Genomic DNA, 13,792 nt, shown 5'->3' with positions numbered 1-13,792 from the left:
CGCCCAGGCGCAGACGCGCGCGGGCGTGCCTGCTACCATCGGCCGCTGATTCCCGTTTTCCTCCCAATTGCCGGAGTGAGCAGAGACCATCATGTTGCAAGCGATTCGTGACCGGGCGAGCGGCTGGCTCGCCTATGTGATCATTGGCCTGATCACCATCCCCTTTGCCCTGTGGGGCCTGGGCGAGTATTTCGGCGGGGCGGGCCCGCTGGTCGCCGCCGAGGTGAACGGCACGGATATCGCGGTGCGCGACGTGCACCAGGAGGCCCGCGCCCAGCGCGACGAGATGGCGCGCATGTTTGGCGGCGAGATCTCGGATGACGTCCTGGACGAGCAGGGCATCCGCCTGCAGGCGATGGAGACCCTGATCCGCCAGGAACTGCTGCGCCAGGCGGCCGATTCCGCCGGCTTCAAGGCGGCGGGCGACAGCGTATTGCGCGAGATCCGTGGCATGCCGGTGTTTCAGGAGGAGGGCCGCTTCAGCCGCGAACGCTACAGCCAGTTGTTGAATGCCCAGCGCATCAGCCCGGCCGACTTCGAGCAGGACATCGCCCGCAGTATTGTGATGTCGCAAATTCAGCGTGGCATCCAGGCCACGGGCGTGGTGCCGGAAGCCCTGGTGGCGGATTACAGCCGCCTGCGCAACCAGACGCGGGTTGCGAGCTGGAAGGTCTTCGCCGCGGACGAGTTTGATCGTCCCGATGTGGTGGATGACGACGCGATCCGCGACTACTACGACGCCAATCCGGAAGACTTCACGACCACGGAGCGGGTGCGGGTGAGCTATCTGCGCCTGGACCCGGAAGGCCTCGAGGCCGGGGTCGATGTCACCGAGGATCAGGTGCGCGAACACTACCGGGTCAATCGCAGCCGCTACGAAGAGCCGGAACTGCGCGAGGTGCGCCAGATCCGCATCCAGGATACCGACGAGGACGGCGAGGCGCGTATCCGTGAACTGCGTAGTCGCCTGGATGATGGCGAGGACTTCGGCGACCTGGCGGAGGAATACTCCGAAGACAGCCTGACGGCCGACCGTGGTGGCAGCCTGGGCGAGGTCGCCCGGGGCGATCTGGATTCCACCCTGGAGACCGTCATTTTCACCCTGCCGAAGGATCTCATCAGCCAGCCGGTACGGACGGATCGCGGCTGGTTCATCCTTGAGGTGACCTCGATTCAGGAATCCCGGGCGCAGCCGTTCGAAGACGTGCGCGAGGAGGTCGAGCAGGATCTGCGCGACCGGACGGCCGAGCAGATGCAGATCGACGCCCTGGACGACCTGATGGCACTGGCAATCGAGTTTCCGGACACTCTGGAGCCGGCCGCCGACGCCACGGGCCTGGAGGTCCAGACCAGCGACTGGTTCTCCCGCGGCTCGGGCGATGGCATCGCCCGCCATCGGTCCATCCGCGATGCGGCGTTTGACCCGCGGGTACTGGAAGACGGCAACAACAGCGACGCGATCGACCTGCAGGACCGTTCCACCGTGATCCTGCGTGTCGATGAGCACGAGCCGGCCGAGGTGCGCCCGCTGGCGGAAGTGGAGGACGAGATCCGCGAGCGCCTGCAGCGTCAGGCCGCCGCGGATGCCGCGCGTGAGGCGGGAGAGGCCCTGATCGAGCGACTGCGCGAAGCCGATGACTGGACCGCCGAGGCCGGGGAGAACGGAGAATGGAGTCGGTCGGTCGAGATCACCCGTGAACGGGCGGCCGATCTGCCAACCGGGTTGCAGGACCACCTGTTCCGGCTGGCGGCGCCAGGCGAGGGCGCAGTGGAGATTGCCGGCGCCCGGGTCGGGGAGGGTGACTTCGCGGTGACCGTGCTGGAAGCCGTACGCATGGGCGAGGATGCGGTGGATGCCGCGGCGCGCCAGCAGGCGCGCGACCAGATTGGCAACGCCTACGGGAGTGCCGAATTCCGGTCCTATCTCGCATGGCTGGAAGAGGAGGCGGAGATCAAGCGCTTCCCCGACGCGCTCGACTAGTCGCCGCAGAACCGCGAGGGGGCGCTTGGTGCGCTCCCGACCACGAAAAAGCCCGGCCCGCTTGCGCGGTGCCGGGCTTTTTTCTGGTACCCGGAATCGCCCGGGTGCCGCAGGGTCGCCTTATTTTTCGAGGCCGATCTCGGCGGCGCCCAGGCCGACCGTGTTGTAGCCGGAGTCGACGTACATCACTTCGCCGGTGATCCCGGAGGCAAGATCGGAGCAGAGGAAGGCGCCGGCGTTGCCGACCTGATCCGTGGTGACGTTGCGGCGCAGCGGCGCGTTGGCCTGGACGTGATCCAGGATGCGCTTGAAGTCGCCGATGCCGGAGGCCGCCAGGGTGCGGATCGGACCCGCGGAGATCGCGTTCACCCGGGTGCTTTCCGGCCCCAGGGTGTAGGCCAGGTAACGCACATTGGCCTCCAGGCTCGCCTTGGCCAGGCCCATCACGTTGTAGTTGGGCATCGAGCGCTCGGCGCCCAGATAGCTGAGGGTGAGGATGGAGGCGTCGCGGTCCTTCATCATGCCGCGCCCGGCCTTGGCCAGCGCGGCCAGGCTGTACGAGCTGACATCGTGCGCGATGCGGAAGCCGTCGCGGGTCATGTTGTCGAGGAAGTCCCCCTCCAGCTGCTCCTTGGGCGCGAACGCGACCGAGTGCACCAGGATGTCGACCCCGTCCCAGTAATTGTCCAGGTGCTCGAAGACCTGTTCGATCTCGCGATCGTCCTCGACGTTACAGGGCACGAGGATGTCGGAGTCGAAATCCGCAACCAGCTTCTCGACGCGATCGCGCAGGCGTTCGTTCTGGTAGGTGAAGGCGAGTTCGGCGCCCTCGCGATGCATGGCCGCGGCAATGCCGTAGGCGATGGAGCGGTTGCTGGCCACGCCGACGATCAGTGCGCGTTTGCCCTTGAGAAAACCCATGTAAAACTCCTTGATTCTGATCCGTGCCGACGCACCCGGGCGGGTCGTCTCGACGGCGCCCGACCGCGAGCGGAACCGGGGACGGACGCGACTGTCTTCGGGATCATACCGATGTGCCGCAAGTGCGGCCAGCATCCGATGAGCCGGAGGGAATGGCTTGCTATAGTGCGAACACTTGCGGTCTTCAGGGCCGCCCACCCGGCGTCCCGGAATCGGGCCTGCCGGACTGCCACCGCAGCAACCCGGAGGCCTTGTGAGTCGTCATTTTGGTTGGATCGTGACCCTGATCGTGCTGGGTATCCTGCTGTTGCTGGTGATGGTCCAGATCGACCGCCAGTGGCAACGCATGGCCTCCATGCAGAACACCATGACCGAGCAGGCCCGGGACCTCCGTGCATTGCGGCGCAGCCTGCAGGGCCTGGAATCCGACCTGGCCTCCGGGCGCTTCGCCGGGATGGATGGCGAGCGTGCCGCGCGGGCGGACGACGTCCCCTCGGCGTTCCGGCGAGCGGCGCGCGCGGCCGAGCAGGAGGACTACGCCGAGGGGGACTGGCTGGTACAGGCCTTTGGCACGGGCCTGGCGACCATCACGCCGTATGTCTCCTCTGATGCCTATGCCTCCGAGGTGCAGAACTACGTGCTGGAGTCGCTGGTGGTGCGCGACCCGGAGACGCTGGAGTGGCAGGGGTTGCTGGCCGAATCCTGGGAGTTCGACGATACCGGTACCGAGCTGACCTTCCGCCTGCGCCCGGGGCTGCAGTTCTCCGATGGGGAGCCGCTGACGGCCGAGGATATCCGCTTCACCTTCGATTTCCTGATGACCGACGCCATCGCGGTGCCGCGGGCGAGGGCCTTCCTGGAGAAGATCGAGGCGGTCGAGGCCGTCGACGCGCGCACGGTGCGGTTCGTGTTCGAGGAGCCATACTTCGACGCCATGCGGGTGGCGGGCGGCCTGGATGTCCTGCCGGAACACTTCTATGGGCGCTACCTGGAGGATCCGGAGACCTTCAACGAGTCGCGCGGCATCCTGCTGGGGTCCGGACCCTACCGCATGGAGGATCCGACCGGCTGGACCCCGGATGCCGGCCGTATCGAACTGGAGCGCAACCCGCGTTACTGGGGACCGGTGGAGCCGTCGCTGGATCGGCTGGTGTGGCGGGTGATCCAGAATGACAGTGCGCGCCTGACCACCTTCCGCAATCGCGATATCGACGTGTACGGGGCGCGTCCACGCGAATATGCCCGGCTGCGCGACGACGAGGCCCTGCGCGAGCGCGCGGATACCCACGAGTACATGAGCCCCACGGCCGGCTATTCCTACATTGCCTGGAACCAGCAGCGCGATGGCGAGCCGACGCGTTTCGCCGACCCGCGGGTGCGCAAGGCGATGAGCTACCTGACCGACGTTGACCGGCTGATCGAGGAGGTCATGCTGGGGTATGCCGAGCGCGCGATCTCTCCGTTTTCGCCGCGCAGCGATCAGCACAATCCGGATCTCGATCCGATCCCCTATGATGTCGAGCGTGCCCTGGAACTGCTGGCCGAGGCCGGCTTCCGCGAACGCAATCGCGATGGCGTGCTGGTCAACGAGGACGGCGAGCCGTTCTCCTTCGAGCTGTCGTATTTCCAGGACAACGAGGACACCCGCCGCATCGCGCTGTTCCTGCGCGACCTCTTTGCGCGGGCCGGGATCGAGATGCGCCCGTCGCCGACCGAGTGGTCGGTGATGCTGGAACAAATCACCCGCCAGGATTTCGATGCCATCACCCTGGGCTGGACCAGCGGTGTGGAGGTGGATATCTACCAGATGTTCCACTCCAGTCAGGTGGTTTCCGGTGGCGACAACTTCATCCACTACCAGAACCCCGAGCTGGATGCGGTGATCGAGGCGGCGCGTGGCGAGGTGGACGAGCCCGCGCGCATGGAGCTTTGGCGCGAGGCCGAGCGCATTCTGCACGAGGACCAGCCGTATACCTTCCTGATGCGGCGCCAGACCCTGGCCTTCATCGACCGGCGCATCCAGAACCTGGAGCAGACCGCGCTGGGGCTCAACCTGGGGGCGGTGCCGCTGGAGATCTACGTCCCGTTCGAATCGCAGCGGTACGGGCAGTAGCCGGCGATGCCCATGGAAGCTGAAGCGGCAGGGGAGCGCCGCACGCGATGCTGACCTACATCCTGCGCCGCATGCTCCTGATGGTGCCGACCCTGTTCGGGATCACCGTGGTCGTGTTTGCGGTGATGGCGGCCGCGCCCGGTGGGATCAGCGCCCTGACGCTGGTCGAAGGGCAGGGCCTGGAGCCCCAGGCACAGAAGGCGATGGAGGACTACTACAACCAGCTCTACGGGCTGGATCAGCCGGCCCCGGTGCAGTTCGGGCGCTGGCTGAACAACATCTCGCCGATCGGATTTGCCCAGGACGCGGATGGCTCGCTGACCGGCTGGCCACACTTCAAGGTCCCCAATCTGGGCACCAGTTTCCGCTATGGCCGGCCGGTGATCGATCTGGTGGCCGAACGCTTGCCGATCACGTTGCTGCTGAACGTACTCTCCATCCCGCTGATCTACATCGTCGCGGTCGCGGTGGGGGTGCGCGCGGCCACCCAGCATGGCCAGGCCTTCGATTCGCAGTCTGGCGTTGTGCTGCTGGCCCTGTGGTCGGTGCCGACCATGCTGGCCGGCGTGTTGCTGATCGGCTTCTTTGCCTCCGACCAGTTCTGGCAGTGGTTCCCCACCGGGGGGCTCAGCCAGCGCGCGGCGCTGGACATGACCTTCCTGCCCACGGTGGAGGTGGTCTGGGCGTTGCCGTTGTTGCTGATCCTGCCGTTTCTGGGGGTGGCGCTGGGGATCTACCTTGCGCGCTACCTGCCCGCCCGTATCCGCGGCGGAGTCGGGGCGGCACTCGGGGCCGTGTGTGGCTGGTTGATGTTCCGCGATCTGGCACCGGCCGGGATGGTCAGTACCGCAGTGGCCGTGCTTCTCGGGGGCGGGGTGGGCTGGATGATGGCGCACAGCGACTGGGGCGTCCTGCGCGGGTTTTATCTGGGCACCCTGGGGCTGGGTGCCGGGCTGGCGCTGGCGCTGGGTCTGGCGCCGGGCCATATGGTGCCGGGCTTCCTGCTGGACCGGGCCTGGCACCTGGTATTGCCAGTGCTGTGCCTGTCCTACGGCGGGTTGGCATTCCTGGCCAAGCTTTCGCGTTCGGCGGTGCTGGAGAACCTGACCTCGGATTATGCGCGTACGGCGCGCGCCAAGGGGGTGGCCGAGCACGACGTGCTGTGGCGTCACGTGTTCCGCAATTCCCTGCTGCCCCTGATCACCGTGTCGGCCACGCTGCTGCCCTCGCTGCTGGCCGGCTCGGTGATCGTGGAGGCGATCTTCTCCATTGATGGCATGGGCAAGCTGGCGGTGGAGGCCGTGCAGACGCGCGACCGCGAGCTGGTGTTGTCGATCACGCTGATCTCCGGCGTGCTGACCCTGGTGGGCTATCTGCTGGCGGATCTGGCCTACGCCATCGTCGACCCGCGGGTGAGCTATGACTGAGACCGCGCACAAAACGCAGCAGGCGGAGCGCCGCAGCCGTTCCTGGGCACGGCGCGTGGTGGGCGAGATCCTGCTGCGCTGGGGTGCCCGCCTCGGGATTGGCTGGATCGCGCTGCTGACCCTGGTCGCGGTCCTCGCGCCGGTGCTGGCGAATTCCCACCCGCTGCTGGTGCAGACCGCCGACGGCGCGTGGGCGCTGCCGTTTCTGCGCTACCTGACGGCGGCGGACGTCACCCTGTTTGGTTTGCTGGTGCTGGCACTGATCTTCTGGCGTCTGCCCGGGCGGCCATGGCGGCGCTTCGGTCTCTGGGCTGTGCTGGGCGCGGTGCTGGGCGTGGTGGCCTGGCAGACGGTGTCGCCGCCGTCGCTGGTGATTCACGAGCAGTACCGCGAGGCCGAGGTGATGGGCGAGTATCAGCGGGTAATCCGCGCGCCGATCCCGTACTCGCCGCGCGACTACCTGCGCGATTACGCCGATACCGGGCTGGAGGCCCCGCGCGAGTCCCCGGATCGGGTGCACTGGTTCGGTACGGACGATACCGGCGCCGACGTGCTCTCGCGCATGATCCACGCCACGCGCATCGCGCTGTCCATAGGCTTCATCGCGACCGGGATTGCGCTGGGGATCGGGGTGATCCTGGGTGGGCTGATGGGCTATTTCTCGGGGATCGTGGACATGATCGGGATGCGCCTGGTGGAGATCTTCGAGGCCATCCCGACGCTGTTCCTGCTGTTGACCTTCGTCGCCTTCTTCGGCCGTTCGCTGTACCTGATGATGCTGATCATCGGCCTGACCTCATGGTCCGGCTACGCCCGTTATGTGCGTGCCGAGTTCCTGCGCCTGCGCCAGCAGGACTTCGTGCAGGGGGCCATCGCCTCGGGGTTGTCGCTGCCGTCCATCCTGTTCCGGCATATGCTGCCGAACGGCATCGCGCCGATCCTGGTTGCGGCCAGTTTTGGCGTCGCCTCCGCGATCCTCGCCGAGGCGACCCTGTCGTTCCTCGGCCTCGGCCTGGTGGATGACCCCTCCTGGGGCCAGATGCTGAACCAGGCGGTACAGAGCTCCACCTTCAACTGGTGGATGGCGGCCTTCCCCGGGGGAGCGATCTTCCTGACCGTGTTCGCCTACAACCTCATCGGCGAGGCCCTGCGTGACGCTGTGGACCCGCATGCCCGCTCCGCGGCGCGCACCGCCAATCGCGATGATGGTGCACGTCCGGCGGCCGGTGCCACCAGCGCCACCAGTGGCGGGGTGCGCTGACCATGCTGGAGGTGCGCAATCTGCAGATCCGCCACCGCGACGGCGAGGCGGCGCTGGTGGAGGATGTGAGCTTCGCCATCCGCGAGGGCGAGCTGTTTGCCCTGGTCGGGGAGTCGGGCTCCGGCAAGTCGATCACGGCGCTGGCCATCATGCGTCTGCTGGATGCGGGCTTCGAAAGGCCTTCGGGCGAGGCCTGGCTGGCCGGACGCGAAGGCCGCCAGGAGTTGCTGGGGCTTCCCAGCGCGGTGATGCAGCATGTGCGCGGCGACCGCGTCGGCATGATCTTCCAGGAGCCGATGACCTCCCTGAACCCGGTGCTGAAGGTGGGCGATCAGATCGAGGAGGTGCTGCGCCTGCATCGCCCGCAGATGAGTCCGGAGCAGCGCGCGGCGCGCACCCTCGAGGTCTTGAGCGAGGTGCAGTTGCCGAACCCCGAACAGCGCCGCGACGAGTACCCGCACAAGCTCTCCGGCGGCCAGCGCCAGCGGGTGATGATTGCCATGGCCCTGGTCGCCGAGCCGGATCTGCTGATCGCGGACGAGCCGACCACCGCGCTGGACGTCACCATTCAGGCCGAGATCCTGAAGCTGATCGACCACCTGCGCGAGAAGAACGGCATGGCGGTCCTGCTGATCACCCACGACTTCGGCGTGGTGGCCTCGGTGGCCGACCGCGTGGCGGTGATGCGCCAGGGGCGCCTGGTGGAGCAGGGGGAGTGCCTGCCGCTGTTGCGCGCTCCGCAGGACGCCTACACCCGCAAGCTGATCCAGGCGCTGCCGGAGAACCTGCCACCGCTGCCGCCGGTGCCGGGCGCGGGGCGCGAAGCACTGTTGCAGGTGTCCGGCCTGCAGGTGCACTTCCCGGTGCTGAAGGGCCTGATGCGTCGCCAGGTGGATGTGGTGCGGGCGGTGGATGACGTCAGTTTCGAGCTGGAGAACGGCGAGGTGCTGGCCGTGGTGGGGGAGTCCGGCTGTGGCAAGACCACCCTGGGCCGCGCGATCCTGCGCCTGATTGAGCCGACCGGTGGCGAGATCCGCTACCGGGGCGAGTCGTTGACCCACATGGCACGCAAGCCGTTGCGCCGGCTGCGGCGGCATCTGCAGGTGGTGTTCCAGGACCCGGCCTCGTCGCTGAACCCGCGCCTGAACGTGCTGACGCTGCTGACCGAGCCGATGGCGGTGCACGGCATCGGCGCCAATCAGGATGAGCGGATTGCGCTGGCCGGGAAGGTGCTGGATCAGGTGGCGTTGCCGGAGGACACACTGTGGCGCTATCCGCACGAGTTCTCCGGTGGCCAGCGCCAGCGTATCGCGATCGCGCGCGCCCTGGTGCTGGACCCGGACGTGATCATCTGCGACGAGGTGACCAGCGCGCTGGACGTATCCGTCCAGGCAGAGGTGCTGCAGATCCTGGGCCGGCTACGCGCGGAGCGACGTCTGGCGATGATCTTCATCACCCACGACATGGGCGTGGTCGAGTACTTCTCCGACCGCATGCTGGTGATGCACGACGGGCGCATGGAGGAGATCGGCGCCACCGCCGAGGTGCTGGCCAATCCGCAGGCCGACTACACCCGCCACCTGCTGGATGCCGTGCCGCGCGTCTCGCGTTATCTGTAAGCCCGCCCGCCCGCGCTGCGCGGTGCACGGCCGCCGTCTGGCGGTTGCGGGTCGCTTACCGTAGCGGATCCTTTCCTGGTGTTCTCTGCGTGTGTTCCGTTCCCTGTGCGGGGACGAACGGCCTTTCCGCTCTGCTGACCCGTGTCGGGTCGATCTACTTCTGGCAGGCGGGGCAGTAGCTGCTGGCGCGCTGGCCGATGCGGCGCGTGCGCAATACCTCGGCGCAGACCGGGCAAGGCTCGCCGGCGCGGCCGTAGACGCGCAGCGACTGGCGGAAGTAGCCGTGGGTGCCGTCCTCGTGCAGGAAGTCGCGCAGGGTGGTCCCGCCCTGTTTAATGGCCGCCGCCAGCACCGCCTTGATGTGGCTTGCCAGGCGCTCGTATTCGGCGCGCGTGACACGTCCGGCCGCGCGCCCGGGCCGAACGCCGGCGAGGAACAGGGCCTCGGTGGCGTAGATGTTGCCCACTCCTACCACGATCGCCTGGTCCATGATGAAGGCCTTGACCGGGCCCCGGCGGCCGCGGCTGCGGCGGAACAGGCAGTCGCCATCGAACTCCGGGTCCAGGGGTTCCGGGCCGAGGCCGGCTAGCAAGGTGTGGGATAAGCCGCCCTCGGGGAGCGGCAGGCAACAGCCGAAGCGGCGCGGGTCGTGCAGGCGAACCTGGTAGCCGTTGTCCAGGTGCAGGGTCAGGTGATCGTGCCGGCGCAGCGGCGTCTCGGGCGTGCAGTGGCGCAGGCTCCCGGACATCCCGAGATGCAGCAGAAGGCCGGTACGATCGGTCTCCAGCAACAGGTACTTGGCGCGCCGGGTCAGGCTGCGGACCCGGGCGCCGGCCAGTTGCTGCACCAGCTCCGGCGGCACCGGCCAGCGCAGGCGCGGCTCGCGGACCTCGAAGGCCGTGATGCGGCGCCCGGCCAGCAGGGGGGCGAGCCCGCGCCGGGTGGTCTCGACCTCGGGCAGTTCAGGCATGCACGCCCTCGATTTCCAGCAGCAGCTCGCGCCGGCAGACGTCGCCGCGGACCCACTGGACGATCGGCCCCGGATGGACGTCGTGGTAGTGCTCGGCGAGGACCGCGGCGACCTTGGGCCGGTCTTCCGGATGTCGCAGGTAGACGCGCAGCCAGGCCGGGCGTGGCAGTTCGTGGCCAGCGGTGTCATGCAGGGACCGCAAGTTGGCCAGGGTCTCGCGTGCCTGGGCGACGACGTCATCGGGGTGACGGCTTTCGTGGCCGACGATGCTGGCGGTGCCGGAGAGCAGGATGAGTGGGCCGTCCGCGGTTTCCAGCCGGGTCGCGCGGGCGAAGGTCGGGCTCTTCGGGCTGTAGCGCGCCGGGTAATGATAGGCGCTGACCTGACGCGGGTTCTCCAGGGACTCGGCCGGGGTGCGAGTGGCGATCAGGTAGATGACCAGCTGGCGCTGGTCGCTCCCGATGGCCGTGGCGGCCGGCATGCTGGCCAGCGGGATCTCCAGGGTCTCAAGCGCGGTGGCGCGGCCCATGCAGAAGGCCTGATAGCGTTCCAGCCCGTCCTCCTCGGCATGGATGTCGCCAAAGTAGTTCCATACGCGTGCCAAATGCTCGAAGCCGCGCGCTCGGCAGGCGGCCAGCAGGGCGCGGTAGGCGTGTTCGGTCTGTTCCCGGAGGCCGTTATCCGGCCCGCTCCAGGTCGCGAAGAGGACGTCCTCGTGTTCCAGCAGGCGGACGGGCCCCTCGTGGATCGGCGTTGGCGTGCCGCTGGCGGTCCAGTACTCGACATAGTGATCCGGCGCCAGGGGGTGCAGGCCCGGGCGGATCTCCAGGTGGCCGGGCCCGCTGTCGATCCCGGCGGGTTCGCGCAGCCGGATGTGCATTCCCGTTTCGGGGCCGGCGGCGGCTTCCGGCATGAGCTGGCTGCGCAGGGTAAGGGGGGGCATCTAGTTCTCCGCCAGCGAGGCGAGCAAATCTTCGGTCCAGCGTACGGCCTCCAGGTAAAGGCGGCTGGAGACCGGCGCCGGGACCGGGGCATTCGTGTTGTCCAGCGGGGGTGTCGGGCCTTCGAAGGCGGCGATGGTCGCCAGCAGCGGTGCCAGCGGTCCTGTGCCTTCCATCAGGGCCTGTTCCATTTCGGTGGACAGGCGGAGTTCGCCCAGGATGTGTCGCAGCGGTACCCCCAGCACGCGATCCATCCCGGAGAGCATGCCGAGGGTGAAGTAGCGCTCGCACTCCTCGGGGTGGAGGCCCAGGGCGCGCGCCATCAGCATGCCCATACGGGCACGGATCATGACCTGCTCGAGCCCGTGGGTGGGATTGCCGGTACCTCGCAGTACCATCAGCATCGCCAGGCGTTTGATGCGCCCCTGGCCCAGGCGCAGGATCGCGTTGTAGAGCGAATCGGTCGGGCGAGAGCCGCGATAGGCCGGGCTGTTGGCGATGCGCAGCAGCTGGATCGCGAGCCCGGGCTCGGCGGCGATCAGTTCCTCCAGCTCGGCCGGCGTCGGATCCGGCGCCTGTAGCGCGCGCAGGAGGCGCAGCAGGGCCACTTCCAGGCTCTCCAGACGCTGTCCCTCGATTACGTGGGGGAAGGACAGGTGAAAGCCCTGGAACAGGCTGAAGCCAAGGGCCTGACAGCGCGCATAGTCCTCGGCCGTTTCGACCTTTTCGGCCAGCAGTTCCACGTCGAAGGCGCCCAGGTTGGTGACTTCCTGCTCCAGGCGCTGGCCGCCCAGGGCGAGCACATCGAGCTTGACCAGGTCGGCCAGTTCGACCAGTTCGGAATGGCTCTCCTGAAACTGGTAGTCATCCAGTGCGATGCGAAAGCCCTGGGCCTTCAGTCGGCGTACCGCGGCGATGACCTCGGCGTCGATCTCGATATCTTCGAGGATCTCCAGCACGACCTGTTCCGGAGGCAGGCTGGTGATGACCTCGTGTTCGAGAAAGCCGCGGGTGAGATTGACGAAGGCCAGGTGTTCGCCGACCAGGTGTTGGAGACCGATGTCGATGAAGGCGCTGCGCAGGAGATCGGAGGTGGCGAGGTCGCCGTCGGTGACCGAGGCGGCATCCAGGTGCCCGGCGCGAAACAGGAGCTCGAAGCCGATCAGATTCTCCTGATCGTCAAAGATGGGTTGCCGGCCGACAAAAATTGGTTGCATGCTTGCGCTAGGGAAACACTGATTAACGTACACGCTCGCGCTCGAGTCGCTTTGGCGTGCGAACAAGGCGCGGTGATGGCTGTGCAGTCACTCTGCACAAGAGGGCCGCAAGGCTGAGCGTCCGCCCGTTTTCGTCAACAACGGGCGGACCAGCCTCGGTGTTCAATCGCTTGCGGGGTTGGTGCCCCAGGTTCCCCGATCCTGCGGTGCGCCGCTTGCGGGTGGAATCACTCCCCGCTGCTCGACGCGCCGGGTCGCGGAAAACCTGGGGTACCAACGCGAGCGTGTACATTAATCAGTGTTTCCCTTGGTCAAAAACGGATGGGCGGCCACGACTGCGTGCGGCAGGCCGGCTCGGGAGGGACATAAGCACCATGGATTCGATTGATGCGCCATTTGGAGAAGTCGTGGAGTTGCGCCAGATCCTGCACGACTCGGGGGTCCCGCTGCTGCGGGTCATTATCCGCGATGGCGGGCGTTATACCAAGATCGAACTGGACCCGGCGACGGCTCACCGCTGGGGCCGCGTGATGACGCGCTGGGCGGAAACCGCCGCCGAGGGTGCCGCGACGCCAGGGGATGGCGGACAGCCGGATCCGGTCTGAGCCCGCATCAACGGGGGATATGGCTGGATGCATACGCGCTCGAGGTGATCTCGAGCGCGGACCGGGCGCGCTGAGCGAGGCGTGCCCGAGCCCCGCGAGCCGATTGGCAAGTGGTAAACGGTGCGCTAACGCGAATGCGTTTGCCGGTTGGTTTCTCGCTCGCGCCAACGCAAAAAGGCCCGGAACCGCGTAGGCGGGCCGGGCCTTTTTTCGCCTGCTGTCAGGCAATCGAGCCGATAGGCGCGATTACTTGATCTTGGCTTCCTTGTACATCACGTGCTTGCGGACGACGGGATCAAACTTCTTGATCTCCATCTTCTCGGGCATATTCCGCTTGTTCTTGGACGTGGTGTAGAAGTGCCCGGTGCCGGCGGAGGACACCAGGCGGATCTTGTCGCGTGCGGACTTGGCAGCCATCGTGAAGCCTCCTTAGACCTTTTCACCGCGGGCACGGCAGTCCGCCAGGACCGCGTCGATGCCGCGCTTGTCGATAATCCGCATGCCCTTGCAGCTAAGGCGCAGGCGTACGAAGCGGTTCTCGCTCTCCACCCAGAAACGGTGGAAATGCAGATTGGGCAGGAAGCGCCGCCGCGTCTTGCGGTGAGCGTGAGAAACGTTGTTACCGGTCGCCGGGCGTTTGCCGGTCACCTGACATACTCGGGCCATCGGGGGACTCCGGAATTTGGGTCTACCAGAAAGACGGCGGACTATAGCGTAGCCCCGGGGCGGGTGCAAGG

12 protein-coding genes are annotated in these 13,792 nt (G+C 67.2%); 6 read left to right on the top strand and 6 right to left on the bottom strand.

Annotated elements, in window-relative coordinates; genetic code table 11:
• Window positions 1-91: 91 nt before the first annotated feature.
• The gene (locus tag TVD_RS10315) at window positions 92-1,981 is read left to right on the top strand and encodes a SurA N-terminal domain-containing protein (RefSeq protein WP_047251557.1); all 1,890 of its coding nucleotides are present in this window, start codon (window positions 92-94) and stop codon (window positions 1,979-1,981) included.
• 120 nt (window positions 1,982-2,101) lie between these two features.
• On the opposite strand, the gene TVD_RS10310 is transcribed toward TVD_RS10315, so the two are convergent.
• Window positions 2,102-2,902: an enoyl-ACP reductase FabI gene (locus tag TVD_RS10310; RefSeq protein ID WP_018938774.1), complete on the bottom strand. Its 801-nt coding sequence runs from the start codon at window positions 2,900-2,902 to the stop codon at window positions 2,102-2,104.
• A 253-nt stretch (window positions 2,903-3,155) separates the two neighbouring features.
• Between TVD_RS10310 and TVD_RS10305 the strand changes: the two genes are divergently transcribed.
• The 4 genes from TVD_RS10305 to TVD_RS10290 are packed head-to-tail and all read left to right on the top strand — an operon-like array spanning window position 3,156 to window position 9,322.
• Window positions 3,156-5,015, top strand: coding sequence for a peptide-binding protein (locus TVD_RS10305; RefSeq protein WP_018951108.1), 1,860 nt, complete (start codon window positions 3,156-3,158; stop codon window positions 5,013-5,015).
• Between the two features lie 47 nt (window positions 5,016-5,062).
• On the top strand, window positions 5,063-6,442 hold the full coding sequence (locus tag TVD_RS10300; RefSeq protein WP_018143944.1) for an ABC transporter permease: 1,380 nt from the start codon (window positions 5,063-5,065) through the stop codon (window positions 6,440-6,442).
• Window positions 6,435-7,703: an ABC transporter permease gene (locus tag TVD_RS10295; protein WP_047251556.1), complete on the top strand. Its 1,269-nt coding sequence runs from the start codon at window positions 6,435-6,437 to the stop codon at window positions 7,701-7,703. Before TVD_RS10300 ends, TVD_RS10295 begins: the two co-directional genes overlap by 8 nt.
• A gap of 2 nt (window positions 7,704-7,705) precedes the next feature.
• Window positions 7,706-9,322 carry an ABC transporter ATP-binding protein gene (locus TVD_RS10290; RefSeq protein WP_018649752.1) on the top strand — a complete coding sequence of 539 codons (1,617 nt, stop codon included), beginning with the start codon at window positions 7,706-7,708 and terminating at the stop codon, window positions 9,320-9,322.
• A 154-nt stretch (window positions 9,323-9,476) separates the two neighbouring features.
• Here the strand turns inward: TVD_RS10290 and mutM are convergent, their stop codons facing one another.
• Genes mutM through TVD_RS10275 form a run of 3 tightly spaced genes read right to left on the bottom strand, consistent with a single transcriptional unit; the run spans window position 9,477 to window position 12,450 of the window.
• Window positions 9,477-10,292 (bottom strand): bifunctional DNA-formamidopyrimidine glycosylase/DNA-(apurinic or apyrimidinic site) lyase, encoded by an 816-nt coding sequence (gene mutM / locus TVD_RS10285; RefSeq protein WP_047251555.1) that lies wholly within the window; start codon window positions 10,290-10,292, stop codon window positions 9,477-9,479.
• A complete protein-coding gene (locus TVD_RS10280; RefSeq protein WP_047251554.1) occupies window positions 10,285-11,235 on the bottom strand; it encodes a chorismate transformation FkbO/Hyg5 family protein in 951 nt (316 codons plus the stop codon). Before TVD_RS10280 ends, mutM begins: the two co-directional genes overlap by 8 nt.
• Entirely contained in the window at window positions 11,236-12,450 is a 1,215-nt protein-coding gene (locus TVD_RS10275) for an EAL and HDOD domain-containing protein (RefSeq protein ID WP_047251553.1), read from the bottom strand.
• 374 nt (window positions 12,451-12,824) lie between these two features.
• On the opposite strand from TVD_RS10275, the gene TVD_RS10270 reads away from it, so the two are divergent.
• Window positions 12,825-13,055: a DUF6967 family protein gene (locus tag TVD_RS10270; protein ID WP_018143938.1), complete on the top strand. Its 231-nt coding sequence runs from the start codon at window positions 12,825-12,827 to the stop codon at window positions 13,053-13,055.
• Between the two features lie 246 nt (window positions 13,056-13,301).
• On the opposite strand, the gene rpmG is transcribed toward TVD_RS10270, so the two are convergent.
• Together rpmG and rpmB are read right to left on the bottom strand one after the other, a co-directional pair.
• On the bottom strand, window positions 13,302-13,472 hold the full coding sequence (gene rpmG, locus TVD_RS10265) for a 50S ribosomal protein L33 (RefSeq protein WP_017941410.1): 171 nt from the start codon (window positions 13,470-13,472) through the stop codon (window positions 13,302-13,304).
• A 12-nt stretch (window positions 13,473-13,484) separates the two neighbouring features.
• Window positions 13,485-13,721 carry a 50S ribosomal protein L28 gene (rpmB, locus tag TVD_RS10260; protein WP_018143937.1) on the bottom strand — a complete coding sequence of 79 codons (237 nt, stop codon included), beginning with the start codon at window positions 13,719-13,721 and terminating at the stop codon, window positions 13,485-13,487.
• Between the last annotated feature and the right edge of the window lie 71 nt (window positions 13,722-13,792).

The sequence above is a fragment of the Thioalkalivibrio versutus genome, assembly GCF_001020955.1.
Taxonomy (GTDB): domain Bacteria; phylum Pseudomonadota; class Gammaproteobacteria; order Ectothiorhodospirales; family Ectothiorhodospiraceae; genus Thioalkalivibrio; species Thioalkalivibrio versutus.
The sequence above is the reverse complement of the archived record's forward strand: the minus strand, read 5'-3'. Positions and strand labels throughout refer to the sequence as shown.

Bases quoted from the DNA above. Each gene is read 5' to 3' on its own strand.
- TVD_RS10315 (WP_047251557.1), top strand. From the start codon at position 92: ATGTTGCAAGCGATTCGTGACCGGGCGAGCGGCTGGCTCGCCTATGTG.
- TVD_RS10310 (WP_018938774.1), bottom strand. From the start codon at position 2,902: ATGGGTTTTCTCAAGGGCAAACGCGCACTGATCGTCGGCGTGGCCAGC.
- TVD_RS10300 (WP_018143944.1), top strand. From the start codon at position 5,063: ATGCTGACCTACATCCTGCGCCGCATGCTCCTGATGGTGCCGACCCTG.
- TVD_RS10295 (WP_047251556.1), top strand. From the start codon at position 6,435: ATGACTGAGACCGCGCACAAAACGCAGCAGGCGGAGCGCCGCAGCCGT.
- TVD_RS10290 (WP_018649752.1), top strand. From the start codon at position 7,706: ATGCTGGAGGTGCGCAATCTGCAGATCCGCCACCGCGACGGCGAGGCG.
- mutM (WP_047251555.1), bottom strand. From the start codon at position 10,292: ATGCCTGAACTGCCCGAGGTCGAGACCACCCGGCGCGGGCTCGCCCCC.
- TVD_RS10280 (WP_047251554.1), bottom strand. From the start codon at position 11,235: ATGCCCCCCCTTACCCTGCGCAGCCAGCTCATGCCGGAAGCCGCCGCC.
- TVD_RS10275 (WP_047251553.1), bottom strand. From the start codon at position 12,450: ATGCAACCAATTTTTGTCGGCCGGCAACCCATCTTTGACGATCAGGAG.
- TVD_RS10270 (WP_018143938.1), top strand. From the start codon at position 12,825: ATGGATTCGATTGATGCGCCATTTGGAGAAGTCGTGGAGTTGCGCCAG.
- rpmG (WP_017941410.1), bottom strand. From the start codon at position 13,472: ATGGCTGCCAAGTCCGCACGCGACAAGATCCGCCTGGTGTCCTCCGCC.
- rpmB (WP_018143937.1), bottom strand. From the start codon at position 13,721: ATGGCCCGAGTATGTCAGGTGACCGGCAAACGCCCGGCGACCGGTAAC.